The sequence below is a fragment of the Bradyrhizobium sp. USDA 4472 genome, assembly GCF_054058595.1.
In genome coordinates, this window is record NZ_JBSSAM010000001.1 from 565,014 (window position 1) to 589,249 (window position 24,236).

At 65.0% G+C, this 24,236-nt stretch carries 21 protein-coding genes; 9 read left to right on the top strand and 12 right to left on the bottom strand.

Going from position 1 to position 24,236, the window contains the following annotated elements; all coding sequences use genetic code 11:
- Window positions 1–278: 278 nt before the first annotated feature.
- On the bottom strand, window positions 279–1,940 hold the full coding sequence (locus ACVWZ4_RS02700) for an electron transfer flavoprotein-ubiquinone oxidoreductase (RefSeq protein ID WP_456739794.1): 1,662 nt from the start codon (window positions 1,938–1,940) through the stop codon (window positions 279–281).
- Between the two features lie 136 nt (window positions 1,941–2,076).
- On the opposite strand from ACVWZ4_RS02700, the gene ACVWZ4_RS02705 reads away from it, so the two are divergent.
- On the top strand, window positions 2,077–2,880 hold the full coding sequence (locus ACVWZ4_RS02705) for a uracil-DNA glycosylase (protein WP_456739795.1): 804 nt from the start codon (window positions 2,077–2,079) through the stop codon (window positions 2,878–2,880).
- Window positions 2,881–2,893: 13 nt separating this feature from the next.
- On the opposite strand, the gene ACVWZ4_RS02710 is transcribed toward ACVWZ4_RS02705, so the two are convergent.
- The 4 genes from ACVWZ4_RS02710 to ACVWZ4_RS02725 all read right to left on the bottom strand — a co-directional run bounded on the left by ACVWZ4_RS02710 (window position 2,894) and on the right by ACVWZ4_RS02725 (window position 7,014).
- Entirely contained in the window at window positions 2,894–4,402 is a 1,509-nt protein-coding gene (locus ACVWZ4_RS02710; protein ID WP_456739796.1) for a glycosyltransferase family 39 protein, read from the bottom strand.
- Between the two features lie 99 nt (window positions 4,403–4,501).
- Window positions 4,502–5,296, bottom strand: a complete 795-nt coding sequence (locus tag ACVWZ4_RS02715) for a ribonuclease HII (RefSeq protein ID WP_456737880.1) — start codon at window positions 5,294–5,296, stop codon at window positions 4,502–4,504.
- A gap of 77 nt (window positions 5,297–5,373) precedes the next feature.
- Window positions 5,374–5,829, bottom strand: a complete 456-nt coding sequence (locus tag ACVWZ4_RS02720) for a VOC family protein (protein ID WP_456702096.1) — start codon at window positions 5,827–5,829, stop codon at window positions 5,374–5,376.
- A gap of 21 nt (window positions 5,830–5,850) precedes the next feature.
- Window positions 5,851–7,014, bottom strand: a complete 1,164-nt coding sequence (locus tag ACVWZ4_RS02725) for a PA0069 family radical SAM protein (RefSeq protein ID WP_456789960.1) — start codon at window positions 7,012–7,014, stop codon at window positions 5,851–5,853.
- Between the two features lie 210 nt (window positions 7,015–7,224).
- On the opposite strand from ACVWZ4_RS02725, the gene ACVWZ4_RS02730 reads away from it, so the two are divergent.
- Entirely contained in the window at window positions 7,225–9,639 is a 2,415-nt protein-coding gene (locus tag ACVWZ4_RS02730; RefSeq protein ID WP_456737878.1) for a phosphoketolase family protein, read from the top strand.
- Window positions 9,640–9,644: 5 nt separating this feature from the next.
- Window positions 9,645–10,850, top strand: coding sequence for an acetate/propionate family kinase (locus ACVWZ4_RS02735; protein ID WP_456739797.1), 1,206 nt, complete (start codon window positions 9,645–9,647; stop codon window positions 10,848–10,850).
- Window positions 10,851–11,044: 194 nt separating this feature from the next.
- Here the strand turns inward: ACVWZ4_RS02735 and ACVWZ4_RS02740 are convergent, their stop codons facing one another.
- Window positions 11,045–11,884, bottom strand: coding sequence for an RMD1 family protein (locus tag ACVWZ4_RS02740; RefSeq protein ID WP_456702092.1), 840 nt, complete (start codon window positions 11,882–11,884; stop codon window positions 11,045–11,047).
- A gap of 270 nt (window positions 11,885–12,154) precedes the next feature.
- Between ACVWZ4_RS02740 and ACVWZ4_RS02745 the strand changes: the two genes are divergently transcribed.
- Window positions 12,155–12,730, top strand: coding sequence for a glycosyl transferase (locus ACVWZ4_RS02745; RefSeq protein WP_456702091.1), 576 nt, complete (start codon window positions 12,155–12,157; stop codon window positions 12,728–12,730).
- A 61-nt stretch (window positions 12,731–12,791) separates the two neighbouring features.
- Window positions 12,792–13,721, top strand: a complete 930-nt coding sequence (locus ACVWZ4_RS02750) for a bifunctional helix-turn-helix transcriptional regulator/GNAT family N-acetyltransferase (protein WP_456739798.1) — start codon at window positions 12,792–12,794, stop codon at window positions 13,719–13,721.
- 206 nt (window positions 13,722–13,927) lie between these two features.
- Here ACVWZ4_RS02750 and moaB read toward each other — a convergent pair whose 3' ends face one another.
- On the bottom strand, window positions 13,928–14,491 hold the full coding sequence (gene moaB / locus ACVWZ4_RS02755) for a molybdenum cofactor biosynthesis protein B (protein WP_456739799.1): 564 nt from the start codon (window positions 14,489–14,491) through the stop codon (window positions 13,928–13,930).
- Window positions 14,492–14,589: 98 nt separating this feature from the next.
- Window positions 14,590–15,531, bottom strand: a complete 942-nt coding sequence (ypfJ, locus tag ACVWZ4_RS02760) for a KPN_02809 family neutral zinc metallopeptidase (RefSeq protein WP_456702088.1) — start codon at window positions 15,529–15,531, stop codon at window positions 14,590–14,592.
- 415 nt (window positions 15,532–15,946) lie between these two features.
- Here ypfJ and ACVWZ4_RS02765 point away from each other — a divergent pair, with 415 nt between their 5' ends.
- Complete coding sequence (locus ACVWZ4_RS02765; RefSeq protein WP_456739800.1) at window positions 15,947–17,077, top strand: DNA methyltransferase; 1,131 nt, start codon at window positions 15,947–15,949, stop codon at window positions 17,075–17,077.
- A gap of 147 nt (window positions 17,078–17,224) precedes the next feature.
- Entirely contained in the window at window positions 17,225–17,905 is a 681-nt protein-coding gene (locus ACVWZ4_RS02770) for a glutathione S-transferase family protein (protein ID WP_456739801.1), read from the top strand.
- Between the two features lie 62 nt (window positions 17,906–17,967).
- Here ACVWZ4_RS02770 and ACVWZ4_RS02775 read toward each other — a convergent pair whose 3' ends face one another.
- Complete coding sequence (locus ACVWZ4_RS02775) at window positions 17,968–19,977, bottom strand: HAMP domain-containing methyl-accepting chemotaxis protein (RefSeq protein WP_456737873.1); 2,010 nt, start codon at window positions 19,975–19,977, stop codon at window positions 17,968–17,970.
- An 80-nt stretch (window positions 19,978–20,057) separates the two neighbouring features.
- A complete protein-coding gene (locus ACVWZ4_RS02780) occupies window positions 20,058–20,507 on the bottom strand; it encodes a nuclear transport factor 2 family protein (protein ID WP_456737872.1) in 450 nt (149 codons plus the stop codon).
- A gap of 90 nt (window positions 20,508–20,597) precedes the next feature.
- On the opposite strand from ACVWZ4_RS02780, the gene ACVWZ4_RS02785 reads away from it, so the two are divergent.
- Window positions 20,598–21,512 (top strand): LysR family transcriptional regulator, encoded by a 915-nt coding sequence (locus tag ACVWZ4_RS02785; RefSeq protein ID WP_456739802.1) that lies wholly within the window; start codon window positions 20,598–20,600, stop codon window positions 21,510–21,512.
- A gap of 30 nt (window positions 21,513–21,542) precedes the next feature.
- Here ACVWZ4_RS02785 and ACVWZ4_RS02790 read toward each other — a convergent pair whose 3' ends face one another.
- Complete coding sequence (locus tag ACVWZ4_RS02790) at window positions 21,543–22,163, bottom strand: glutathione S-transferase family protein (RefSeq protein WP_456702082.1); 621 nt, start codon at window positions 22,161–22,163, stop codon at window positions 21,543–21,545.
- Between the two features lie 126 nt (window positions 22,164–22,289).
- On the opposite strand from ACVWZ4_RS02790, the gene ACVWZ4_RS02795 reads away from it, so the two are divergent.
- Window positions 22,290–23,567, top strand: coding sequence for a flavin-dependent oxidoreductase (locus ACVWZ4_RS02795; RefSeq protein ID WP_456739803.1), 1,278 nt, complete (start codon window positions 22,290–22,292; stop codon window positions 23,565–23,567).
- A gap of 209 nt (window positions 23,568–23,776) precedes the next feature.
- Here ACVWZ4_RS02795 and ACVWZ4_RS02800 read toward each other — a convergent pair whose 3' ends face one another.
- On the bottom strand, window positions 23,777–24,196 hold the full coding sequence (locus ACVWZ4_RS02800; protein ID WP_456739804.1) for a PaaI family thioesterase: 420 nt from the start codon (window positions 24,194–24,196) through the stop codon (window positions 23,777–23,779).
- Window positions 24,197–24,236 lie beyond the last annotated feature (40 nt).

A 24,236-nucleotide genomic window follows, 5' to 3' on the forward strand; every position in this document is an offset into this window, starting at 1 on the left:
CTCGCGCGCACGCGGCCGGCGACACGGGACCCGGAACCGTCAGGTCCGGACAATGCCGCTTTTGGCGCTTCACCGCAAGGATTCGGACCGGGCGATCCCCTCCGCACGCCCCAAATCGGCCAAGTCACCTTTCAAGTCACCGTTAAAGTGACCTCGAGAGAGCCCCAAGACGCCGCCACTATGGCCTTATCGTGGCCGGGGGCCCCCGTGATGCCCCCGTTCTCACGCGAACGTGCGTTACATCGCCCTCCGGACCTGTTTGGCCGCTGGGCGCGTCCTTACATCGCCTCGTAGTTCGGTCCGCCGCCGCCCTCCGGAGGGACCCAGGTGATGTTGCCGTTGGGGTCCTTCACGTCGCAGGTTTTGCAATGGACGCAGTTCTGCGCGTTGATCTGGTAGCGCGGGCTCCCGCCGTCCTCGACCCATTCGTAGACTCCGGCCGGGCAATAGCGATTCGACGGACCGGCGAACACATCATGCTCGGAGGTCTTCTGCAGGTTCATGTCCGTCACCTTCAGATGGACCGGCTGGTCCTCCTCGTGATTGGTGTTGGAGAGGAACACCGAGGAGAGCTTGTCGAAGGAGATCTTGCCATCCGGCTTCGGGTAGTTCTTCGGCGCATGCTGTTTGGCCGGATCGAGCGTGGCGCGATCGGGCTTCACGTGCGACTGGGTGCCGAACAGCGAGGTGCCGAACAGCGTGTTGAACCACATGTCGAAACCGCCGAGCGCAACGCCGAGCACGGTGCCGAACTTCGACCAGAGCGGCTTGACGTTGCGGACCAGGAACAGGTCCCTGCCGACCGACGAGGAACGCCAGGCGTTCTCGTAATCGATGACCTCGTCGTTGGCGCGATCAGCCGCGAGCGCGGCTGCGACATGCTCGGCAGCCAACATGCCGGTGCCCATCGCATTGTGCACGCCTTTGATGCGCGGCACGTTGACGAAGCCGGCCGCGCAGCCAACCAGCGCGCCGCCGGGGAAGGTCAGCTTCGGCACCGACTGATAACCGCCTTCGGTGATGGCACGCGCGCCGTAAGCGAGGCGCTTGGCGCCTTCGAAGGTACCGCGGATCGACGGGTGCGTCTTGAAGCGCTGGAACTCGTCGAACGGCGACAGATACGGATCGTCGTAGTTCAGATGCACGACGAAGCCGACGGCGACCAAATTGTCGTCGTAGTGATAGAGGAACGAACCGCCGCCGGTCTTCAGGTCGAGCGGCCAGCCGAACGAATGCTGGATCAAGCCCTTCTGATGCTTGCCGGGATCGATCTGCCAGACCTCCTTGAGGCCAATGCCGAACTTGGGCGGCTCGCTCTTCGCATCGAGCGCGAACTTGGCGATCAGTTGCTTGCTCAGGCTGCCGCGCGCGCCTTCGGCAAACAGCGTGTACTTGCCGAGCAGCTCCATGCCGCGGGTGAACGAGTCCTTTGGCTTGCCGTCGCGGCCGATGCCCATGTCGCCGGTGGCGATGCCCTTCACCGCGCCCTTTTCGTCATAGAGCACTTCGGCTGCGGCAAAGCCCGGATAGATCTCGACACCGAGCGCCTCGGCCTTGCGCGCCAGCCAGCGGCAGACATTGCCGAGCGAGCCGATATAGCAATGATGGTTGTTCATGAGCGGCGGCATCATGAAATTCGGCAGCTTGATGGCACCGCCACCCGTCATCCAATAGAAGCGGTCGTCCTTGACCTGCGTCTTCAGCGGGCAATCCGCATCGTCGCGCCAGTCCGGGATCAGCTTGTCGAGCCCGGCCGGGTCGATCACCGCGCCGGAAAGAATGTGCGCACCGACCTCGGAGCCCTTCTCCACGACGACGACGTTGAGATCGGCATTGATCTGCTTCAGCCGGATCGCGGCCGCCAGACCCGAGGGACCGGCGCCGACGATGACGACGTCGAATTCCATGGATTCGCGCGGGGGAAGTTCTTCGGTGCTCATCTGATCTCAGCCCTTGAGACGGTTCCTTGTCATTTGCGCTCCCTTGTTTCCGATTTTTCCGGGTAGGACAACTACGGAAATGCGTTCCGCTGGGATGCAAGGCGTCCTAAGATGAACTAATAGTCTGACTTTCCCAATGATCCCCGAGCCCGCACCCACCGTCCGAGAGCTTCTTGCCTTCTACCTGGAGGCCGGTGTCGACTGCGCGCTCGCAGAGCAGCCGATCGACCGCCTGGCGGAATTAGATGCCCCGCCGCCCGCTCCTCGCGCTGCGCCGGCCGAGCCTCCGCGAGCTGTCGCCGCGCCTGTGGTGACGCGCGGCGAGGCCGCACCGGCGCCCGACGTCGCGATCTCCGCTGCGCGCGAGGCTGCCCGCGGCGCGCCGACTCTCGAGGCGCTGCGCGAACTGATGCAGGGGTTCGAGGGCTGCGCGCTCAAACACACGGCGACGCGGCTGGTGTTCGCCGACGGCAATCCGCAAGCGCGCATCATGTTCGTCGGCGAGGCACCGGGCCGGGACGAGGACATCGAGGGACTGCCCTTCGTCGGGCGCAGCGGCAAACTGCTCGATTTGATGATCGGCGCCATAGGCCTCAACCGCAGCACGGCCTACATCACCAATGTCATCCCCTGGCGGCCGCCCGGCAACCGCACGCCGACCCCGCAGGAGACGCAAATCTGCCTGCCCTTCATCCGGCGTCATATCGAGCTGGTGAATCCCGACGTGCTGGTGACGCTCGGCAATCCCTCGACGCAGACGCTGCTGTCGACGCGCGAAGGCATCATGCGTACGCGCGGGCGCTGGTTCGAGTACGACACGGGCACACGCACCATACGGGCGCTGCCGACGTTTCATCCGGCCTATCTGCTGCGCTCGCCGTCCTACAAACGCCTCGCCTGGCAGGATCTGCGGGCAATCGCCAAGGCGCTGGCGGGCTAGCAAGCGCTCGTACTCACGTCGCCTTCGGCCGCACAATGGCCCAGCCGATGCGCAGCAATTGCTGGCGTCCGGTGACAAGCCATTCGAAAGCCCGCGGCACTTCGGGCACGATGCCGGGGAAGCGCGCGAGGATGTCGGGCGGCGGGGTGCCGGCGGTGTCGGACGCGCGCCAGACCACGACGCCGCCACTCTCGTTGAACTTTGCCTGTGACATCCACGGCGTACGCGCGGGATCAGCATCGATGAAGAGATGCGGCCGGCCGGAATGCAGCGCGATCAGGCTTGCAAGCTGCGTGTCGCCGGCCACCGCGCGCAGGCGATGGTTGGTCCGGCGGGCAAAGCTGTCGTCGAAGAAGTCGGAGATCGCACGGGCCGGCATCGAGGTCGCGATCTCGCCAGTGCCGCTCCAGGGCAGCAACAGCACGGCCAGTACGACGCCGACAGCGGGTGCCAGGACGGCCGCCGCCCACACCGTGCGCAGCATACGAGCGCGGCGCATCGCGATGAGATCGCCCGATACCACGACCGTCGCGAGACCCGACATGATCAACACGATACCGGCGCCGCCGACGACGGCATCGAGCCCGAACAGGCCGGCGAGCAGGACGCCGCCGAGCGCCGGCGCCAGCGCAAAGAAATAGACGAAGTGGCGGGCCAGCGGCTCGACCGGCGGCCGGTAGATGATCGGCGCGTCCTCGCACTTGCCGGCGAACAGGGGGGTGTTGAGGAAGGTCAGCACCGGGACTGCGATGGCGCCGAGCACGAGGCCGCCAAGCAGCCAGGCGGCATGGTTCGCACGGGCGCCGATGTCGGCCACTTGCGGCAAGGCTGGCAGCACAAGGGTCTCGGCGCGCATCAGCCAGACCGCATAGGGTAGCGCCAGCACGGCGACGACGATGACCGCAAACAGCGGATCGAGCGCGTGCAAGGTCCGGCGACCGCCGGCGGTCGCGAATGCGAATACGACGAGCAACGCGAGCAGGAAGATCGCGGCCGGCGTGGTCAGGAGCAGCAGGCCGGCCTCGATCGACCAGGCGAACCAGGCATTATTGCGGCGCTGGCCGATGATCTGCCAGGAATGCAGCAGCAACAGCGCCCACAACGGCCGGGCCAGCACCAAAGGTCCGAAGTCGAGCGCCGACGAGGAAAAGACCAGCAGCGTCATGGTCAGAAGAACGACGAGCACCGCCTGCTGGCCGCCGACGACGGCGCGTGCCAGGTGGTAGAGCGCGATGAAGGTGGCGATCTCGCAGATCTCGGCCAGGACGTAGACGCCGAACATATGGCCCCCGGCGGCCCGGTAGGCGATATCGGCGAGCCAGATTGACAGCGGCGGCCCCAGATCGGTGCCGACCTGGTATTCCCTGCCGAAGGCCAGCAGGGTCGCGAGGCTGCCCGGCGGGCTGCGATAGAACAGCAGCGCCACCAGCAACCACATCGCGGCTTGAAGCAGCACGGCAATCCAGACGATCAGCCGCGGCCGGGCGCGAATGAGCTCGATGACCAGGGAGGTAAACCGCATGCAACGCCCGCAAGATGCAGCCAACCCGTCCAGCCGGCCCTATTCGCTCACACCTGTTTTGATAAAGGGCGACACGCGTCGTGGCAACGACCGTCTGGTCTAGAGGCCCGCGGACGCATCGATTTCAACTGTCGTCTGGACCTGCACCTCGATCGCGGTGACATCGAACAGTTCCCGCTCGGGCAAGACTGTCCAGGGCATGTGCTTGGCGCGTGCGGCGGCGACCGGGGCGAAGAAGCTGCGGTGGTGAACGGTCGGTCCGAGGCGGTTCAGCGCGTCGAGATGTTCGGGGACCCCGTAGCCCTTGTGCTGCTCGAAGCCATAGCCGGGGCAATCCTGCGCCAGCGCGCACATTAACCGGTCACGCGTCACCTTGGCGACGATGGAAGCGGCCGCAATCGAAAGTACGATGCCGTCGCCGCCGATCACGGCCTCGCAGTCGCAGGGCGTGTCGAGCCGGTCGCGGCCATCGACGAAGACGTGCTTCGGCGCCTCTGGTAGAGCAACCACCGCGCGCTTCAGCGCCCAGAGCGAGGCACGCAGGATGTTGTCGCGGTCGATGCGCGCGGGCGAAGCCACGGCGACCGAGACTTGCGCGGTGGCGCAGATCTTGTCGAACAGCTTTTCGCGCTCTTCCACAGTCAATCGCTTGGAATCGTCGATGCCACGCGGGATGCGGTCGGGATCGAGAATCACCGCGGCCGCCACCACGGGACCGGCGAGCGGCCCGCGGCCGGCCTCGTCGCAGCCCGCGATCGGCCACACGCCGCGCTTGATCAGCGCGCGCTCGCGGCGGAAGCTGGCTTTGGCAGGCGGCGCCTTGGCCGCCTTTTGCGCAACCGCGTTCTGCGGCGCATCTTTGGCCGGCGTCTTACTGGACTTGTCCCGAATCATGGCCGGGATCGTGCGCAAGCCGGCCCGCCCGCGCAACCGGGAACCCCAGACAATTCCCGTTATTCAGATGAACCGCCCTACTCGGTCAGATGCACGCGCCTGTCGTCGCCGACCTCGATGCCGGGCGCCACGACGACCTCCCAGGGATGGCCATCGGGATCGGCAAAATACCCGGAATAGCCGCCATAATCGGTCTCGTGCGCAGCCTTCAGCAAGACCGCGCCCGTCCGAAGCGCAAAAGCCAGCACGGCATCGACCTCCTCGCGCGAGGCGCAGTTCCAGGCGAGCGTGATGCCGCGGAACGTCGTCGGCCTCGGCTGGTCCGGCAGTCTGGCGTCATCGGCGAGCTGGGCCCACGGAAACAGGCCGAGCACCGGGCCGCCGGTGTCGAAGAACGCCACGGCCTCGCCTGTTACCTTCAGCCGGCGCGAAAAACCGAGTGCGGCGTAGAAGGCGATGCTGGCGCGGATGTCACGCACACCAAGCGTGATCACCGTCAGTCGCGGCACGGGAGCCGGCAGTTCCTTGCTCATCACACACCTCGCTCGTCCCGCTCAGAACAGGCTGAGCTGCTCGCCGTTCAACTTCGGCCGCGCAAAATGATCCGTGGTCAGCTTCGAGCGGCGCTTGTTGAGCCCGAGCCGATCGCAGGCGATCTCGAAGCGGCGGCCGATGGTCCAGGCCATCGGGCCGGTCCCCTTCATGCGCTCGCCCCATTTCGAATCGTAGTCGCGGCCGCCGCGCATGTCGCGGATCAACGTGAAGACGTGGCGATAGCGGTCCGGATAATTCGCCATCAGCCATTCGCGGAAGAGATCGCGCACCTCGAGCGGCAGCCGCAGCAGCACGTAGGAGGCTTCCTTGACGCCGGCATGCGTGGCGGCATCGAGAATGCGCTCGATCTCGGAATCGTTCAGCGCGGGGATCACGGGCGCGACCATCACGGTGGTGGGAATGCCGGCCTCCGAAAGCTGCTTCAGCGCCTGCAGCCGCTTCGGCGGCGTCGAGGCCCTTGGCTCCATGGTGCGCGCCAACTTCGGATCGAGCGAGGTCACCGAGATTGCGACCTTGGCCAGGTTGCGCTTGGCCATGCGGGCGAGAATGTCGATGTCGCGTGTGACCAGCGCAGATTTGGTGACGATGCCGACGGGATGGCCGGTGCGCTCCAGCACTTCGAGAATCCCGCGCATGATTTTGCGCTCGCGCTCGATCGGCTGATACGGATCGGTGTTGGTGCCGATCGCGATCATCCGCGGCTCGTAGCCTGAGGCCGCGAGTTCCTTCTCGAGCAGAACTGGCGCCTCCGGCTTGGCAAACAGCTTTGACTCGAAGTCGAGCCCCGCCGACAGGCCGAGATAGGCATGCGTCGGCCGCGCGAAGCAATAGACGCAGCCGTGCTCGCAACCACGGTAGGGATTGATCGAACGGTCGAAGCCGATGTCGGGAGAATCGTTGCGGGTGATCACCTTGCGCGAGGTGTCCACCGCGACCGTGGTCTTGAACGGCGGCAACTCTTCAAGGCTCTGCCAGCCATCGTCGAAGGCGACGCGGGCCTCGGCCTCGTAGCGGCCGCTGGCGTTGGACTGCGCGCCCCGCCCGCGCCTGCGCACGCGATCGATGGCGAGGCCGAGCTCGGGGAAATCGGAAGGCGCACCCGCCGGCTCGGAGGGCGCCGTGACCGGCGGGTGCTTGAGAGCAGAAGAAGATGCTGGACTCATGCCATCAAGATAGCACGACAAAGGAACAAATCAAGAACAAGAATCCAAAAGACGAAAACAACCCCATGCACAGTAGCGCTGCCCAAAGTTCGGGCGCACGCCGTTGACCTCACGCAACACCGCGTGACCTCGGTCCGGTTTGATGCAGGAGAAGGATCGATCTCGCCGGAACCCGGTTGGTGACGATCCCTGGTAAAGGTCGGCAGGATCATGACATCTCGACGACAACAGGCTGCTGCAAGCAGTGACCTCGATCTCCTTGATCGCTACTGGCGCGCGGCGAACTATCTCTCTGTCGGGCAAATCTACCTTCTGGACAATCCGCTGCTGCGCGAGCCGCTCCGGCCCGAGCACATCAAGCCGCGCCTGCTCGGCCATTGGGGCACGACGCCGGGGCTGAACTTCATCTACGCCCATCTCAACCGCGTCATCCGCGCGCTGGACGTCGACATGATCTATGTCTGCGGTCCCGGCCATGGCGGCCCGGGAATGGTCGCCAACGCGTATCTCGAAGGCAGCTACAGCGAGATCTATCCTGATATCGGGCGCGATGCGGACGGATTGCGGAAACTTTTCAGGCAGTTCTCCTTCCCCGGCGGCATTCCGAGCCACGCAGCACCGGAAACGCCAGGCTCGATCCACGAAGGCGGCGAGCTCGGCTACGCGCTGGTGCACGCGTATGGCGCGGCGTTCGACAATCCTGATCTGATCGTGGCCTGCGTCGTCGGCGACGGCGAGGCCGAGACCGGCCCGCTCGCCGCGTCCTGGCATTCGAACAAGTTCCTCAATCCAGCGCATGACGGCGCGGTCCTGCCGATCCTCCACCTCAATGGCTACAAGATCGCCAATCCGACCGTGCTCGGCCGGATGCCCGACAGCGAGATCCGTGAACTCTTCCGTGGGCTCGGCCATGAACCGCTGCTCGTCAAGGGCCACGATCCCAAGCTGATGCACCGCGCCATGGCAGATGCGCTCGACCTTGCGCTCGCCAGCATCCGCTCGATCCAGCAGCACGCCCGAGACGGCCGCAACACGATCGAGCTGCCGCGCTGGCCGATGATCGTGCTGCGGAGCCCGAAGGGCTGGACCGGCCCGAAGGAGGTCGACGGCAAGAAAGTCGAAGGCTTCTGGCGCGCCCATCAGGTGCCCGTGGCGAACTGCCGCGAAAATCCAGCGCATCTGAAGATTCTCGACGACTGGATGCGCAGCTACGAGCCGGAAAAGCTGTTCGACGAGAGCGGCGCGCTCGTTGCCGAGCTTCAGGCGCTCGCACCCGAAGGCAACAGGCGCATGGGCGCCAATCCGCACGCCAATGGCGGGCTCCTCAAGAAGGAGCTGAAGCTGCCGAACTTCCGAGAGTTTGCAGTCGAGGTGCCGGAGCCCGGCGGAGTCACGGCGGAAGCGACGCGCGAACTCGGCAAATTTTTGCGCGACGTCGTTCGTCTCAACGCGGACGAGCGCAACTTCCGCATCATGGGCCCGGACGAGACCGCCTCAAACCGGCTCGATGCCGTGTTCGACGCGACCGAACGCGTCTGGATGGAGCCGACCGTGCCTTACGACGTCCATCTCGCGCAAGACGGCCGCGTCATGGAGGTGTTGAGCGAGCATCTCTGCCAAGGCTGGCTCGAGGGCTATCTCCTCACCGGCCGGCACGGCTTCTTCTCCTGCTACGAGGCCTTCATCCACATCGTGGATTCCATGTTCAATCAGCACGCCAAATGGCTGAAGGTGACGCGGCACCTGCCCTGGCGGCGGCCGATCGCCTCGCTGAATTATCTCCTGACCTCCCATGTCTGGCGCCAGGACCATAACGGCTTCAGCCACCAGGACCCTGGCTTTGTCGACCTCGTCGCCAACAAGAAAGCCGACATCGTCCGCATCTACCTCCCGCCTGACGCCAACACGCTGCTGTGGATCGCCGATCATTGCCTGCGCACCTATGACCGCATCAACGTCATCGTCGCCGGCAAGCAGCCGGCGCCGCAATGGCTCCCGATGCAGGAGGCCGCAACGCATTGCGATGCCGGCATCGGCATCTGGACCTGGGCCGGCACCGAGGACGCCAAGGGCGAGCCCGACGTGGTGATGGCCTGCGCCGGCGATGTCCCCACGCTGGAGACGCTCGCGGCGGTCGAGCTGCTGCGCAAGGCGCTGCCGGATCTCAGGATCCGCGTCGTCAACGTCGTCGACCTCATGACGCTGCAACCGAATGAGCAGCATCCGCATGGCCTGAGCGATCGCGACTTCGACAGCCTGTTCACGAAGGACAAGCCGGTCATCTTCGCCTATCACGGCTATCCCTACCTCATCCACCGTCTCACCTACAGCCGCACCAACCATGCCGGCATGCATGTGCGCGGCTTCGCCGAGGAAGGCACCACGACGACGCCGTTCGACATGGTCGTGCTCAACGGACTCGACCGTTACCACCTCGCGATCGAGGCGATCGAGCGCGTGCCTGATCTGGCCACCAAGGCCGCGCATGTGAAGCAGCAATTTCGCGACAAACTGATCGAGCATTCGCGCTACGTGCGCATGCACGGCGAGGATATGCCGGAGATTCAGGAATGGATCTGGCAGAACAGCTCCGGCGGCACCACACCGGCCGAAGCCGGCGATTGAGCGCCATGTCCGATCTGGTCCTCGTCCTCAACGCAGGCTCGTCGAGCATCAAGTTCGGCCTGTTCGAGATCGTGCGATGCGAGCCCTCACTGCTTTGCAAGGGCCTGCTCGATGAGCATGAAACCAGGCCGCGACTGGTGGCGAAGAGCCCAACGGGCGAGACGCTGTTCGAGAAGCAACGCACGGCATCGGATGATGACGGCGGCCGTCTGTTCGCTGATGTGCTCGCCTTCATCGAGGACCGTTTCGGCGAAGCTTCCTTGCGGGCCTTAGGTCACCGCATCGTCCATGGTGGTCCGGACTATTCGGGTCCTGTGACCCTGACCGACCAGGTCTATGCCCGGCTGGACGCGCTCACGCCGCTTGCGCCGCTACATCAGCCGCGTTGCCTTGCACCGGTCCGTGCCATCAGGGCGATCCGCCCCTCCCTGATGCAGATCGCCTGCTTCGACACCGCCTTCCATCACGGCCTGACGCCGCCCGCGAGCCGCTTCGCGATTCCGAAGCGCTATGAGGCGCGCGGGCTGCGACGCTACGGCTTTCATGGGCTCTCCTTCGAATATGTCGCGGGCAGGCTCGCGGACATCGCGCCGGAGCTTGCCGCCGAGCGCATCGTGATTGCCCATCTCGGCAATGGCGCGAGTCTCTGCGCACTTCGCGATGGCTGCAGCCTCGACACCACGATGGGATTGACGCCGCTCGACGGCCTGGTGATGGGCACCCGCTGCGGCACGATCGATCCCGGCGTGCTGCTCTATCTGCTGCAGCACGAAAGGATGTCAGCCGAGGATTTGCAGCACCTGCTCTACCACGAGTCAGGCCTGCTCGGCGTCTCCGGTCTCTCCGCGGACATGCGCACGCTGCTCGCAAGCAGCGAGTCCGGAGCACGAGAAGCCGTCGATCTCTTCACCTTCCGTGCGGCGCAGGAGATCGCGGTGATGGCGAACACGCTCGGCGGACTGGACGGTCTCGTCTTCACCGGCGGCATCGGCGAGCACGCGAAGGAGATCCGCAGCGCGATCGGCGAACGGCTTGGGTGGCTCGGGCTGCGCATCGATGATGCGGCGAATGATCAGGGGCGCGAACGCATCAGCGACGAATACAGCGCGGTCGACGTGTTCGTGATCCCGACCAACGAAGAGCTGGCAATCGCGCGGCATTGCGTTGCAGTGCTGCGGTCGACGGACGCTGCAAGCACATTCGTGAGATGATACGATGGGCAGCCGCAGAGTTCGGCTCTGCCCGGCGGGGAGAGCGGGTTGCGCAGCAATGCGAGTGATGGGACGCGCAATTCAGCGACTCCGTAACCCCTCACCCGGATCGCATCTTACGATGCGATCCGACCTCTCCCTGCGGAAGAGGTGAACCGCGTCCTCGGCTTGCAGCGCCACCAAACTCGCCTCGCTCAGTGAATCCCTTCAAAAATCTGGAAACACCCGATCGCCACCTCGATCACGATCAGCACGACCACTGCAATCTCGAGCCGCAGCGAGCGCTGGGTGTCGATGATATCGGTCAGCGCATCGGCCGTCTCCGCGATGACGGTGATCTTGCGCTCGAGCGTGTCGAGACGCTCCTTCAACTCGTATTCGTCTTCGAGCCGCGCGTAGAGGCGGTCGAGTTGCGGCTTCTCCCAGAGCGCATCGGGCTTCTCGGCAACAGCGACGCGGCCGGCGACCCGCTGCTGGACCAGCAGCGCATTGCCGATCAGTTGCAGAATGCCCTTCCGCCGCCGCGAGGTCCGCCCCTTCTCGGCGAGTTCCCGCGCGAAGGGCTCGATGACATCGAAGACGGCAGCGACACGCCGCTCGTCGCGCGCCAGCGAGGTGCTCTTGGCGAGCGCGTCGGCGATCAGCAGCAGCCGTTCGTCGGAAAACTTGGCGAGGCAGATCGGCCCGCCCGGCTGGATCGCCTCGGCGTTTTCGTCCTTGCAGAGCTGCGCCTGCGCGGTTTCCTCCTCGATAGGGCTGAACTCGCCGGTGATACGGGACTTCAGGCCGTCGAGCAGAACCTTCTCCTCGGAGGGAAGCAGGCCGATCAGCACCACGACGCCATAGCGGAAGATCACCACAAGGCCGGCATGGACGCGAAAGGCGGCGGGCGTCGAGGACACCAGCGTGCCGAGTTCGAGGTTCGACGCGTTGATGCGTTCGCCCAGCATCACGGCGCGGATCCGCAAGGTCGGCGCGACGTCCGGCTTCGGCGATGTTGGCGTGGTGCCAACGGGAAGTTGATCGGCGTTCATAGACACATCTTGCTCAGCGCAGTGGCGTCCTCACCCTGATGATATCGGCCGAGAAAGGCGCAGTTTGAAGGTCACGAACATTGGATTTGCCGAAACATTCGGCAACATCGCCACCCCACGCGCGACACATTCAGCTGCGATAGACGAGCGGCCGTTCACCATCGCACGCCGAACTGCCCGCGGAAAGTTGCGCTCGGCAACGCCGCGTGTTTATGACAAGATCATAACAAGTTACGCTTCTCCCGAAGTGCGGACATTGAAGCCTCAATCATGCTGAGCGTCATCATACCGACCGAAGGCGTCGAACAGACGGCGGTCGCAACTCTCGCCGCGCTGGTACCCGGCGCGGCGACCGGCATCGTCAAGGAAGTTCTGCTGGTCGACGGCACCGGCAATGGCGTCATCGAGCGCGTTGCCGACGTCGCGGGCTGCCGGTTCATCGGCTGCGAGGGATCTTCGCAAGGCGCAGCGCTTGCCGCCGGCGCGCTCCAGGCCCGCTCGCCCTGGCTGATGTTCCTTCCCGCCGGGGCCGTGCTGGAAACCGGCTGGATCGAGGAGACCACCCAGTTCATCCAGGCGGTCGCGGCCAGCGGCCGGGATCGTGCGGCCGTGTTCCGCTACGCCCGCTCGCCTTACGCCGATACCGACTTCGGCGACTTTCTGCGCGCCGTGGCGCGCAAGCTGATCGGCCCGCTCGGCGACCAGGGGCTTTTGATTGCGCGTGATCATTACGACCGGATCGGGGGCTATCCGCCGCAGGCCCATCGTTCCGAGGCCAAGCTGCTCAGACGGCTCGGCCGGTCCTCCCGGACGCTGCTGCGCAGCCGGATCGTCATGGTGGGATGAGCGCATCAATACTTGCCAAAGTCAAATAGTTGTTTGACAATGGCAAGTATCGAGGTGTCTCATGGCAATTGACGGTATCGACGACCAGATCGCAGCAATTCGCGCCTTCAACCGCTTCTATACCCGCAAGCTCGGTGTGCTCGACCAGCATCTTGGAAGGAGCGCGTTTTCTCTCAGCGAGGCTCGCGTCATCTACGAGCTGGCGCATCGCGACGACGTTTCGGCGAAGGAGATCGGCAACGAGCTCGGTCTCGATCCCGGCTATCTCAGCCGCATCGTCCAAAACTTCGAGGAAAAGGGGCTCATCACGCGACGGCCCCTCCCTGTGGATCGCAGGCAATACCAGCTCAGCCTCACCGCCAAGGGCCGCCAGGCCTTCGCCGAGCTGAACCTGAGCTCGCAAAACGAGGTCGCCGCGATGCTGGCCCGGCTTCCGGCCGGCGATGCAACGCGGCTCACGCAGGCCATGGCGACCATCGAGACGGTTTTGGAGCAACGTCGAAGCCAACCCGCTTCCGTCGTGCTGCGCAGCCATCGCGTCGGTGACATGGGCTGGGTCATCTCCAAGCAGGGCGCCGCCTATGCTGCTGACTACGGTTGGGACATCAGCTACGAGGCACTGGTCGCCGAGATCTGCGCAGAGTTCATCAAGAAATACGACGCCGCGCGCGAGCACTGCTGGATCGCGGAAGTCGGCGGCGAGCCGGTCGGCTCGATCTTCCTGGTGAAGGCGACCGGGGAGATCGCCAAGCTCCGGCTGTTGCAGGTGGAGAAGAATGCACGCGGCCTCGGCGTCGGTCGCGCGCTGGTCGAGCAATGCATCCAGGGCGCGCGCGAGCGCGGCTACAGCAGGATGACGCTTTGGACGCAGAGCATTCTGGTGGCGGCACGCAGCATCTACAAGAGCGCCGGCTTCGAGCTGGTCGCGTCCAAGCCGCATCACAGTTTTGGGCACGATCTGATGGGCGAGACGTGGGAAATGGATCTGTAGCTGCGCGATGCCCGGCGCACTCTGGTAGGGTGGGTTAGCGTCACGACGGCGCGAAGCGCGGTCGCGATGCGTAACCCGCCTCTTTGGTTTCCGCGGTGACGGAAGTGGCGGGTTACGCCCCGCGGTCTGCGCTTCGCGAACCGCAGGGCTACCCCACCCTACGATGCCCAGCGCTTGGTTGCGAATGATGCTCGCCGCCAGCGCGCCTACACCGTCGCACCCTGCGCTTTCGGCCTTCGCAGATGCTCGTCCAGCCGCGGCATGATCTCGACGAAATTGCAGGGGCGCGTGCGGTAGTCGAGTTGTGCCGCGAGGATGCCGTCCCAACCGTCACGGCAAGCGCCCGGCGAGCCAGGCAGGCAGAAGATGTAGGTCGCAGCCGTCACGCCGGCGGTGGCGCGGCTCTGGATCGTCGAGGTGCCGATCTTGGCGTGGCTCAGCATGTGGAAGGCGATTGAGAAACCGTCCATGCGCTTCTCGAACAGCGGCTCGACTGCCTCGGGCGTGACGTCGCGCCCGGTGAAGCCGGTGCCGCCGGTGGTGATGACGACGTCGACGCCGGCATCCGCGATCCAGCGGCGGATGACGGCGCGGATCGCCTCGACATCGTCGGTGACGATCTCGCGCGCAGCAAGATGATGGCCGGCCGCGGTGAGCCGATCGGCGAGCGTCTGGCCGGATTTGTCATCCGCAAGCGCACGCGTGTCGGAGACGGTGAGCACCGCGATGTTGAGCGGGATGAACTGCTTGGATTCGTCGATCGAGGCCATTGCAACATACCTTCTTTCCCAGCCAGCGCCGTCATCCCGGGACGAACGCACTTGCGTTCGCCCCGGGATGACGCCACTGCGTCCGGGCACGAGACCGGCTACGGCCCGCCGCCGCCGAACGTGTTACAGGCCTGCAGCGTGCCCTGCTGATAGCCGGTCATGAACCACTGCTTGCGCTGCGCGGCCGAGCCGTGGGTGAAGGAGTCAGGCACCACGCGTCCCGTGGCCTGGCGCTGCAGCGTATCGTCGCCGATCGCGCTCGCTGTGGTCAGGGCGGCATCGATGTCGCCGGCCTCGAGGAAGTTCGGGCGCTTCTTCGCCTCGCGATTGACCCAGACGCCGGACAGACAATCGGCCTGGAGCTCGACCTTCACCTGCAGCGCATTCGACTCGGCCTTGCTGCCGGCCTGCTGCTGCAGCCGCGTCACTTTCGGAATGATGCCGAGCAGGTTCTGGATGTGATGGCCGGCCTCATGCGCGATGATGTAGGCGGTGGTGAAATTGCACGCCGACTTGCCGGAGCAGCCGTGGAAGCGCGTCTCGACCTCGCGGAAGAACGAGGTGTCGAGGAAGATGGTACGATCAGGCGGGCAGTAGAACGGCCCCATCGCCGACTCGGCCCGGCCGCAGCGGCCGCCATTGGTGACGTTGCGGAACAGCACGACCTTCGGACCGGTGTAGGACTGCCCGCTGGCCTGGAAGATCTCGCTCCAGCGATCGTCGATCTCGCCGAGGATGCCCGAGATCATGCTGCCCATCTCGTCGGTCGGCGCGCCGCGCTTGGCCTGGCTCGACGGACGGTCGCTCTGGTAGCTCGGCGCCTGGCCGCCGCCGGTGAGGATCTCGGCGCCGCCAATCAGGATGCGCGGATCGATGCCGAAGGCATAGCCGACCAGGCCGAGCACGATGATGGTGCCGATGCCGAGACCGCCGCCGCCCATCGGCAGGCCAAACCCGCCGCCACCGCCGCCAATTCCTCCGCCACCATCGTCGCGACGATCCTCGATGTCGTCGCTGCGGCGGAAATCATCGTAGCGCATGGCGGGCTTCCCTTAAGATCGGCAATGATACGGCGTCGGCACGCGGAAACGCAAAAACCTCAACGCGTCACATAGCTAAAATTTCCATTGTGTTAATCAATATCCCGCTCGGCAATTATTGCCTAGTGCGGCAGCCTGCGACGCCAGCAATTTTTTCCGAGGGCCAAGCATTTTTTTCCGAGAGAATTTTGGAGCGATCGGCAGATTCAACCACGCCCGCAACGCGAAAAAATACGAAACACACTATGAAATACGGCAAATGCGTTCAGCTTCTCGCGTGCAACACGCGATGCGGGGCCTGCTCGCGAAAGCAGCGAGTTAAGCCGATTTTTACTTTGCGGCTTCATTGTAACGGTCAGTCGGTTGTTTGGTCCCGCGTCGCCGACAGCGTCGCCTGAGTCAGAGTTCTTGAGTCATGGTAGTGTCGCGTCGCGGGGCGTCTGCAAAGGCGCCCCGCACAAATTTTGAGTCTCCGTCGCACAACATCGTCATCGGTGATTGCGTCGCCGAGATGTCGAAGCTCCAGGCCAGCTCGGTCGATCTCGTGTTCGCCGATCCGCCCTACAATCTCCAGCTCAAGGGCGACCTCAAGCGGCCCGACGAGTCCCACGTCGACGCCGTCAACGACGACTGGGACAAGTTCGATTCCTTCTCCGCCTATGACGATTTCACGCGCGCCTGGCTGCTGGCCGCGCGCCGCGCGATGAAGCCGTCGGCGACGATCTGGGTGATCGGCTCCTATCACAACATCTTCCGCGTCGGCGCGATCATGCAGGACCTCGGCTTCTGGCTCCTGAACGACATCGTCTGGCGCAAGTCGAACCCGATGCCGAATTTCCGCGGCCGCCGTTTCACCAACGCGCACGAAACCATGATCTGGGCCGCGCGCGACGAGAAGGCCAAGGGCTACACCTTCAACTACGAGGCGCTGAAAGCCGCCAACGAGGACGTGCAGGCACGTTCCGACTGGCTGATCCCGCTCTGCACCGGTGAGGAGCGCCTCAAGGGCGCCGACGGCAAGAAAGTGCATCCGACGCAGAAGCCGGAAGGCCTGCTCGCACGCGTACTGCTGTCATCGTCCAGGCCCGGCGACCTCGTGATCGATCCCTTCAACGGCACCGGCACCACCGGCGCCGTCGCCAAGCGACTCGGCCGATCCTATATCGGCTTCGAGCGCGACAAGACCTATGCGAAGGCCGCCGAAGCGCGCATCGCCGCGGTCGAGCCGCTACCGGAAGAAAGCCTCGCCCCGTTCATGACCGCGCGCGAAGCGCCTCGCGTGGCGTTCTCCGAGCTGATCGAGCGCGGCATGATCATGCCCGGCACGAAACTGTTCGACGCCAAGAAGAAGCTCGGCGCACTGGTTCGTGCCGACGGCGCCATCATGTTCGGCGACAAGGTCGGCTCGATCCACCGCATGGGCGCGGTGGCGCAAGGCGCGCAGGCCTGCAACGGCTGGACCTTCTGGCACGTCGAGACCACGAAGGGGCTCAAGCTGATCGACGAGCTCCGCGCCGAGATCCGCGCCGGCATGGCGGCGGAATAGCGACGCTCCCCCCTACGGCACCTGCCAGGACGCGAGCTGGTCTGCGCCGCGCGCAGAGACCGTACGGCAATCTCGCCGGTTGCGTCCCTTGACAAGGTTCGGGCATGAGAGGGCCGCCCGTGACCACCAGAACTGGGGAGACGCCAGATGCTCAAATTCTATTTCAACGGATCGCCGAACCCGACCAAGGTCGCGCTCTTCCTCGAGGAGGCCGGGCTGGCGTACGAGCCGGTGAAGATCGACACCCGCAAGGGCGAGCAGTTCACGCCTGATTATCTGAAGATCAATCCGAACGCCAAGGTGCCGGCGATCGACGACAACGGCACGATCGTGTTCGATTCCAACGCGATCCTGCTCTATCTCGCCGAGAAGACCGGCAAGTTCCTGCCCGCCAACCGCGCCGAGCTGCTGTCCTGGCTGATGTTCGTGGCCACGGGCGTCGGGCCGTATTCGGGCCAGGCGGTGCACTTCAAGCATTTTGCGCCAAAGGACCAGAACCACGACTACGCCCATAACCGCTACCAGTACGAGACCGATCGCCATTACAAAATACTCGACGGTCACCTCAATGCGCGCAGCTACATGGTCGGTGACGCCTACTCCATCGTCGACATGGCGCTGTGGGGCTGGGCACGGATGGTGCCGTTCAAGCTCGGCGACGACGCCTTTGCGCGCTACCCGAACGTGAAGCGGCTGATCGACTGGATCTCGGCGCGGCCGGCCGCCGGCCGCGCGCTCGCGCTGAAGGACAAGTTCGCCTTCAAGGCCGAGATGGACGACGAGGCGCGCGCCAACATGTTCAAGCACATGACGGCGAAACTGGCCTGATCACATCGCGTCACGATGAAAGGCCACGCGCACGCGCCGGCCTTTTCGTTGTTGCTTGAGCTTCAGGCGACGCGGACCGAGTTCAGGAATTTTGCGACCTCGACCTTCAGACGGTTGCTGTCCGTAGACAGCGAGCGCGCCGCCGTGAGCACTTGCGAGGAGGCCGAGCCGGTCTCGGTCGCGCCGCGCTGGACGTCACCGATATTGGTCGCGACACGCTGGGTGCCATGGGCCGCCTGCTGGACGTTGCGGGAGATCTCCTGCGTGGCGGCGCCCTGCTCCTCCACAGCGGCGGCGACGGCCGATGAGATTTCCGAGAGACGCTCGATGGTGCCGCTGATCTCGCGGATCGAACCGACGGACTCCTCCGTGGCGGCCTGAATGCCGGAGACCTGCTGGGCGATCTCGCCGGTGGCCTTTGCGGTCTGCTCGGCCAGCGCCTTCACTTCGGAAGCGACCACGGCAAAGCCGCGGCCGGCTTCGCCGGCGCGCGCCGCCTCGATGGTGGCGTTGAGCGCCAAGAGATTGGTCTGGCCGGCGATGGTGCTGATCAGCTCCACAACGTCGCCGATGCGGGCGGCCGCCTTGGAGAGCTCGCCGACGCGGGCATTGGTCTTGGTCGCCTGCCCCACGGCCTCGCTGGCGATGCGGGCCGATTCCTGGACCTGACGCGCGATCTCGCTCACGGAGGAGGACAGCTCTTCGGTGGCGGAGGCAACGGCGTGGACGTTGGCGGTGGCTTCCTGCGAGGCGGAGGCGACGTCCGTCGAGAGATCCTGGGCGCGGGTCGCGGTCGCGGTCAGCGTCCCGGCGGAGACTTCGAGCTCGCTCGAGGCCGACGACACGGTGTCGACGATCTCTCCGACCGCCTGCTCGAACTGGTCGGCGAGCCGGACCATGTCTTTCTTGCGATCCTCGGCCTGCCGCGCCTCGGCCTCGGTCTGCTCATGCCGCAGCCGCTCGGTGTCGATCATGTTGGTCTTGAACACGTCGATCGCCTTGGCCATGTCGCCGATCTCGTCCCTGTTGCCGCGCCCGGGAATCTCGACCGCGAGATCGCCGCCGGCGAGACGCCCCATCGCGCGCGTCATCGCGGTCAGGGGCCCGACGATGCTGCGGGCGATCAGGAAGGCGACGATCGCGCCGAACAGAACGGCGAGACCGCCTGCCGCCTCCTGAATCCATGTCGTGCGGGCGATCACGCCGGCGGCGATCGTCCGCGTGTTCTGGGACTCGGCCGTGAGTTCGGAATCCGCCACCTTGAGCTTGTCGATACTTGCAGCGATCAGGGGCGCGATGTTGTTGCGGAAAGTCTCGTCGGCCACAAGGATCGCGGCGGACGTCGCCTCGAACGCCGCCTGGTAGGCAGTCAGCGAGGTCTTCACCGGGGCGAGCGCAGACTTGACCTGCTCGGGCAGACTGGCCTCCTGGAGCGCCGTGATCCGTTGCTGCGCCCTCTCGGTATTGGCTCTGAAGGTCGAGGTTGCCTTGGAATCGCGCATGGCGAGGAAGCGCCAGCTCGCGAGACGAGCTTGCAATATCTTGGATTCGAGGTCGCCAACGGGCCCCGTGATCTCAGTATCGTGGGTTCCATGGGCCGCGATGACCAGCTTGCCGGCGTTGGCGTTGAGTTCCTCGCCACCTGGCAGCAGGGCGGCCTTGCCTTTCGTCGTCTCCTTGACCGCGGCGCCCATGCGCTCGCGCAGCGACTGCAGCTTGGTGATATCGCCGATCAAACCATCGTAGATCTTGCGCCGCTCCTCCGAGAACGACTCCGCCGATTGCGCTTTCAGCAACGCGACCGTCTCCGCCTCGTGTTCTGCGGCCTCCTTGAAGGCGGGCTCGTTGGCATCGTAGATATAGCGCAGATTGGCCCGCTGCAGCGCCTGGAGATGGATCGATATCTCCCGAACGCGCGCTGCATGGTCCGAGAAAGCCGACATTCTCGCGACCTGGTCCTGGACGGCCCGAAGGTTCCAGACCGCAACCAGGGCCATGACCAGCCCCACCGCGGCAAGAGCCGTAAACCCGGCGTAAAGACGTCCCCTGATCCTCAAACGAATGCCCGGCATGATGCCGCCCCCAAGAAGTCGAGCAGCCGAACGCCCCCACGGCGACTCGCGCTCCGCGGCAGCACCATGAAGTACACTTGTTAATGGTATCCTTCCTGATCGGGCCGGGCTTGCGGGAACCGGCCCAGCGCCGTCTCGGTCAGGACCGAGTCGCAGTATTCGCGGATCTCCTTGATCTTGCCGTCCTCCAGGCGGAACACGAGGCAATAGTCGTTGTCGTAGCGGACGCCCTCGGGCGTGACGTTGTCGCCCTTGGCCTCGACCACGACGATGTCGCCATCGGCGATGAAGCGCTCGGCGATCGTGCGCGTGCGGTCGCGCAGGCGGGAGCGGACATAGCCGTGCAGATCGTTGAGGATCGCGTCCTTGCCCGCGAAGGTTCGCGACCAGGAATACTGACCGGTGACGATCCATTTGGCGTCGTCGGCGAGGCTTGCGGTGAACAGCGCGCGATCGCGCGCCGACGGATCGGGGTCGGCGGCGGCGGCGAAAATATCCTGCATCAGTTTCTTGTTGGCGTTCGCGCTCATGGCGGCATCTCCTGAAGTGGCAACCCGGAGAACATCACTGCGCGACGAGAATTCTGCAAATCGATAGTAGATATGATATCTATTCACCTCATGAATTTGAATTCGCTCGACCTCAATCTGTTGACCGCGCTCGACGCGCTGCTGCGCGAGGCCAATGTCAGCCGTGCCGCCATGCGCATCTCGCTGTCGCAGCCGGCAACGAGCCATGCGCTGCAGCGCCTGCGCGACATCTTCGGCGATCCGCTGCTGGTGCGTACCGGCGCGCGGATGGAGCTGACGCCGCGGGCGCAAGCGCTGCGCGCGCCGCTGGCGCAGGCGCTCGACCAGGTGCGCGGGCTGTTCGTGCCTGACGAGTTCGACGCCGGGCGCAGCGAACGGCCCTTCCGTCTGATGATGCCTGACCTCGCGGTGGAACTATTGATGCCGCCGTTGATGGAGAAGGTCACGCGCCTTGCGCCCAACGTCCGCATCGACGTCGTGCCGTGGCGGGGACCGGCGATCTTCCACGCCGAGTTCGCCCGCACCATCGACCTCGTGATCTCGATCGGCAATGCCTTCAAGGGCTTTCACCGCCAGCTGCTCTACACCGACAGCGACGCATTGGCGGTGCGGCGCGGCCATCGGCTTGCGCCAAAGCTGAAGCGCCGCGAGACGTTCCTCGCTGCGCGCCATGTCGGCGTGGTCATCCGCGGCAATGCTGAGGATCTGATCGACACCTGGCTGCGCAGCAAAGGCATCGAGCGGCATGTCTCGCTGGTGGTGCCGAGCTATCTCGAAGCGCTGCACGTCGCCGCGCGCACCGACCTCGTCGCCTTCGTGCCGCGCCGGCTGATCACGGCGCTGGCGAAGCAGCTCGGGCTGGTCACCGTGACGCCGCCGCTCGATCCCGGCATCGACGAGCAGTTCATGTTCCACCCGACGCGGGCGCAGATGGATCCCGGCTCGATCTGGTTGCGGCGGCTGATGCTCGAGACGGGACGGGAGCTGGACAAGAAGGGCGCGTAGGGTGGATTCCACCCTACGAGACCTGCGCTCTCACGCCTTCTGCGCGTCCATCACCTTGCGCACGGCGCGCCGGTCCGACATGCGCTTGAAGTGATCCGCGATCTTCGGGGTGGCGTTGATGTCGACGCCGTCGCCCTCGAGCCAGGTCGAGAGCGTGTAGAGATAGGGGTCGCAGACGGTGAACTGATCGCCCATCACCCAGGGCCCCCTGAACATCCTCTGCTCGATCAGGGAGAAGCAGGCGCCCATGGTCTTCGGCACCATCGCCTTCATATCGGCGAACGAGCTTTCCTGCGTCGCCCAGCGCGCGCCGCGTAACTTGTGGGCATGGTTGATATGAACGGTCGAGCAGAGGTAGGAGTTGAACGACTGCGCCTGCGCAAACTCAAAGGGATCGTCGAGCGGCGCGAGTTTCGCCTTGGGGAAGATTTGCGCGATGTAGGCCAGCATCGCCGGCGTCTCGGTGAGGACGCCGCGGTCCGTCACAAGGGCCGGCACGCGGCCCTTCGGATTGATGGCGAGATATTCAGGGCTGTTCTGCTGGTTGTCCTTGAAGCTCAGCCGTTCAGCCGTGTAGTCCGCGCCGACTTCTTCCAGGGTGATGTAGGTGGCGAGCGCACAGGTGCCGGTGGCGTAGTAGAGCTTGAGCATGTCGAACCTCATGGGAAAGCCGGAAGTTAACGGCTGTGGACCATCAGGTCCATAGCACGGCTGCTCTTCGCAGTTGCCCACCGCCGCCCGCCTGTGCCAAGACGCCTGCTATCGGAGGGGTTTGTCATGACGGTACTCATCGCCGGCGGCGGCATCGGCGGGCTGACGCTTGCGCTCAGCCTGCATGGAATCGGCGTTCCCGTGAAAGTGTTCGAGAGCGTGGCCGCGCTGAAGCCGCTCGGCGTCGGCATCAACGTGCTGCCGCATGCGGTGCGCGAGCTGATCGAGCTCGGCCTGATGGACAAGCTCGATGCCAGCGGCGTGCGCACCCGCGAGCTCGCTTATTTCTCCAAGCACGGCAAGCCGATCTGGAGCGAGCCGCGCGGGCTGGAAGCCGGCTACAAATGGCCGCAATTCTCGATCCATCGCGGCACGCTGCAACAGCTGCTGCTCGATACCGCGGTCGAGCGGCTCGGCCGCGACAATATCCTCACCAGCCATCATCTGGCCGGCTGGACCGAGACGGCCAATGGCGTGCGCGCCGACTTCGTCGACCGGGCAACCGGCAAACCTGCCGGCACCTGCGACGGCGCGATCATGGTCGCCGCCGACGGCATCCATTCCGCCGCGCGAGAAAAACTCTATCCCGACGAGGGACCGCCGATCTGGAACGGCCGCATCCTCTGGCGCGGCGTGACGCCGTCAAAGGCCTTCCTCACCGGCCGCACCATGATCATGGCCGGCCATGAGATCCTGAAATTCGTCTGCTACCCGATTTCCAAGGAACCGGACGCATCAGGCAATCATCTGATCAACTGGGTCGCCGAGCGCCACATGCCGCCGACCTACCAGTGGCGGCGCGAGGACTATAACCGCACCGCGCGGCTGGACGAGTTCCTGCCCTGGTTCGAGAGCTGGCAGTTCGACTGGCTCGACGTGCCCGGCCTGATCAGGAACTGCCCGCACGCCTATGAATATCCGCTGGTTGATCGCGATCCGGTGTCGCAATGGACCTTCGGCAAGGTCACGCTGATGGGCGATGCCGCGCATCCAATGTACCCGATCGGCTCGAACGGCGCCTCGCAGGCGATCCTCGATGCCCGCACCATCACCCGCGAGATCCTGGCGCACGGCCCGACACAGGCGGCGCTGCAAGCCTATGAGGCCGAGCGACGGCCGGCAACCACTGATCTCGTGCTGCTCAACCGCAGGAACGGCCCGGAGCAGGTGATGCAGCTCGTCGAGGAACGCGCGCCCGACGGCTTTGAAAACGTCACCGACGTGCTGTCGCAAAAGGAGCTGGAAGACATCGCCGCCAACTACAAGCGCGTCGCGGGCTTCCAGGTCGAAGCGCTGAATGCGAAACCGCCGATCGTGAGCAAGGACGCGCGCGTGGGGGTGTGAGTTTTCTGCACGGAGCGAGATGCGAGTTGATGCGCCCTCGCCCTTGTGGGAGAGGGCAGCGACGCTGGTGGACGCAGGCTCACTTGGGTGAGCGGTTGCCTCCAATGACGCGCTTGCATTTGAGCTTGCTGAAGCAACCCTCATCCGGCGCTTCGCACCGCCTTCTCCCAGGAGGGGAGAAGGAAGTGGAGCGCGTGACTAGCTCTCAGTCACTTCACCACCCGCGCCGCCTCCAGCAACCGCTCGCTCGCGCTCGCCGTCGCCAGCACCGTGCCGTCCTCCGCCATCAGCCTGGCCTCGACGAACGCAATCGTCTTGCCCAGCTGCGTCACCTTGGCCTCACCGATGATCGGTCCGGGCTTTGCGGGCCCGAGAAAGTTCACGGTCATGCTGATGGTCGTGGTGTAGAGCCGGCCCTCGCTCATCACCAGCACGGCCGGGCCCATCGTGTCATCGAGCATGGCGGAAAGCATGCCGCCCTGGATGAAGCCGGCGGGGTTGCAGAACTCAGGCTTGCCCTCGAAGCCGAGCCTGATCCAGCCGTCCTCGGGACGGGCATCGAGCAGGCGCCATCCGAGCAGCTCGGCGCAAGGCGGCCTCTTGAAATTGTCGAGCGCAGTCTTGACCATTGGCAGCTTCCGTTTCGCGCGCTGATAGCGCAGCGCTGCT

Bases quoted from the DNA above. Each gene is read 5' to 3' on its own strand.
- ACVWZ4_RS02700 (WP_456739794.1), bottom strand. From the start codon at position 1,940: ATGAGCACCGAAGAACTTCCCCCGCGCGAATCCATGGAATTCGACGTC.
- ACVWZ4_RS02705 (WP_456739795.1), top strand. From the start codon at position 2,077: ATGATCCCCGAGCCCGCACCCACCGTCCGAGAGCTTCTTGCCTTCTAC.
- ACVWZ4_RS02710 (WP_456739796.1), bottom strand. From the start codon at position 4,402: ATGCGGTTTACCTCCCTGGTCATCGAGCTCATTCGCGCCCGGCCGCGG.
- ACVWZ4_RS02715 (WP_456737880.1), bottom strand. From the start codon at position 5,296: ATGATTCGGGACAAGTCCAGTAAGACGCCGGCCAAAGATGCGCCGCAG.
- ACVWZ4_RS02720 (WP_456702096.1), bottom strand. From the start codon at position 5,829: ATGAGCAAGGAACTGCCGGCTCCCGTGCCGCGACTGACGGTGATCACG.
- ACVWZ4_RS02725 (WP_456789960.1), bottom strand. From the start codon at position 7,014: ATGAGTCCAGCATCTTCTTCTGCTCTCAAGCACCCGCCGGTCACGGCG.
- ACVWZ4_RS02730 (WP_456737878.1), top strand. From the start codon at position 7,225: ATGACATCTCGACGACAACAGGCTGCTGCAAGCAGTGACCTCGATCTC.
- ACVWZ4_RS02735 (WP_456739797.1), top strand. From the start codon at position 9,645: ATGTCCGATCTGGTCCTCGTCCTCAACGCAGGCTCGTCGAGCATCAAG.
- ACVWZ4_RS02740 (WP_456702092.1), bottom strand. From the start codon at position 11,884: ATGAACGCCGATCAACTTCCCGTTGGCACCACGCCAACATCGCCGAAG.
- ACVWZ4_RS02745 (WP_456702091.1), top strand. From the start codon at position 12,155: ATGCTGAGCGTCATCATACCGACCGAAGGCGTCGAACAGACGGCGGTC.
- ACVWZ4_RS02750 (WP_456739798.1), top strand. From the start codon at position 12,792: ATGGCAATTGACGGTATCGACGACCAGATCGCAGCAATTCGCGCCTTC.
- moaB (WP_456739799.1), bottom strand. From the start codon at position 14,491: ATGGCCTCGATCGACGAATCCAAGCAGTTCATCCCGCTCAACATCGCG.
- ypfJ (WP_456702088.1), bottom strand. From the start codon at position 15,531: ATGCGCTACGATGATTTCCGCCGCAGCGACGACATCGAGGATCGTCGC.
- ACVWZ4_RS02765 (WP_456739800.1), top strand. From the start codon at position 15,947: ATGGTAGTGTCGCGTCGCGGGGCGTCTGCAAAGGCGCCCCGCACAAAT.
- ACVWZ4_RS02770 (WP_456739801.1), top strand. From the start codon at position 17,225: ATGCTCAAATTCTATTTCAACGGATCGCCGAACCCGACCAAGGTCGCG.
- ACVWZ4_RS02775 (WP_456737873.1), bottom strand. From the start codon at position 19,977: ATGCCGGGCATTCGTTTGAGGATCAGGGGACGTCTTTACGCCGGGTTT.
- ACVWZ4_RS02780 (WP_456737872.1), bottom strand. From the start codon at position 20,507: ATGAGCGCGAACGCCAACAAGAAACTGATGCAGGATATTTTCGCCGCC.
- ACVWZ4_RS02785 (WP_456739802.1), top strand. From the start codon at position 20,598: ATGAATTTGAATTCGCTCGACCTCAATCTGTTGACCGCGCTCGACGCG.
- ACVWZ4_RS02790 (WP_456702082.1), bottom strand. From the start codon at position 22,163: ATGCTCAAGCTCTACTACGCCACCGGCACCTGTGCGCTCGCCACCTAC.
- ACVWZ4_RS02795 (WP_456739803.1), top strand. From the start codon at position 22,290: ATGACGGTACTCATCGCCGGCGGCGGCATCGGCGGGCTGACGCTTGCG.
- ACVWZ4_RS02800 (WP_456739804.1), bottom strand. From the start codon at position 24,196: ATGGTCAAGACTGCGCTCGACAATTTCAAGAGGCCGCCTTGCGCCGAG.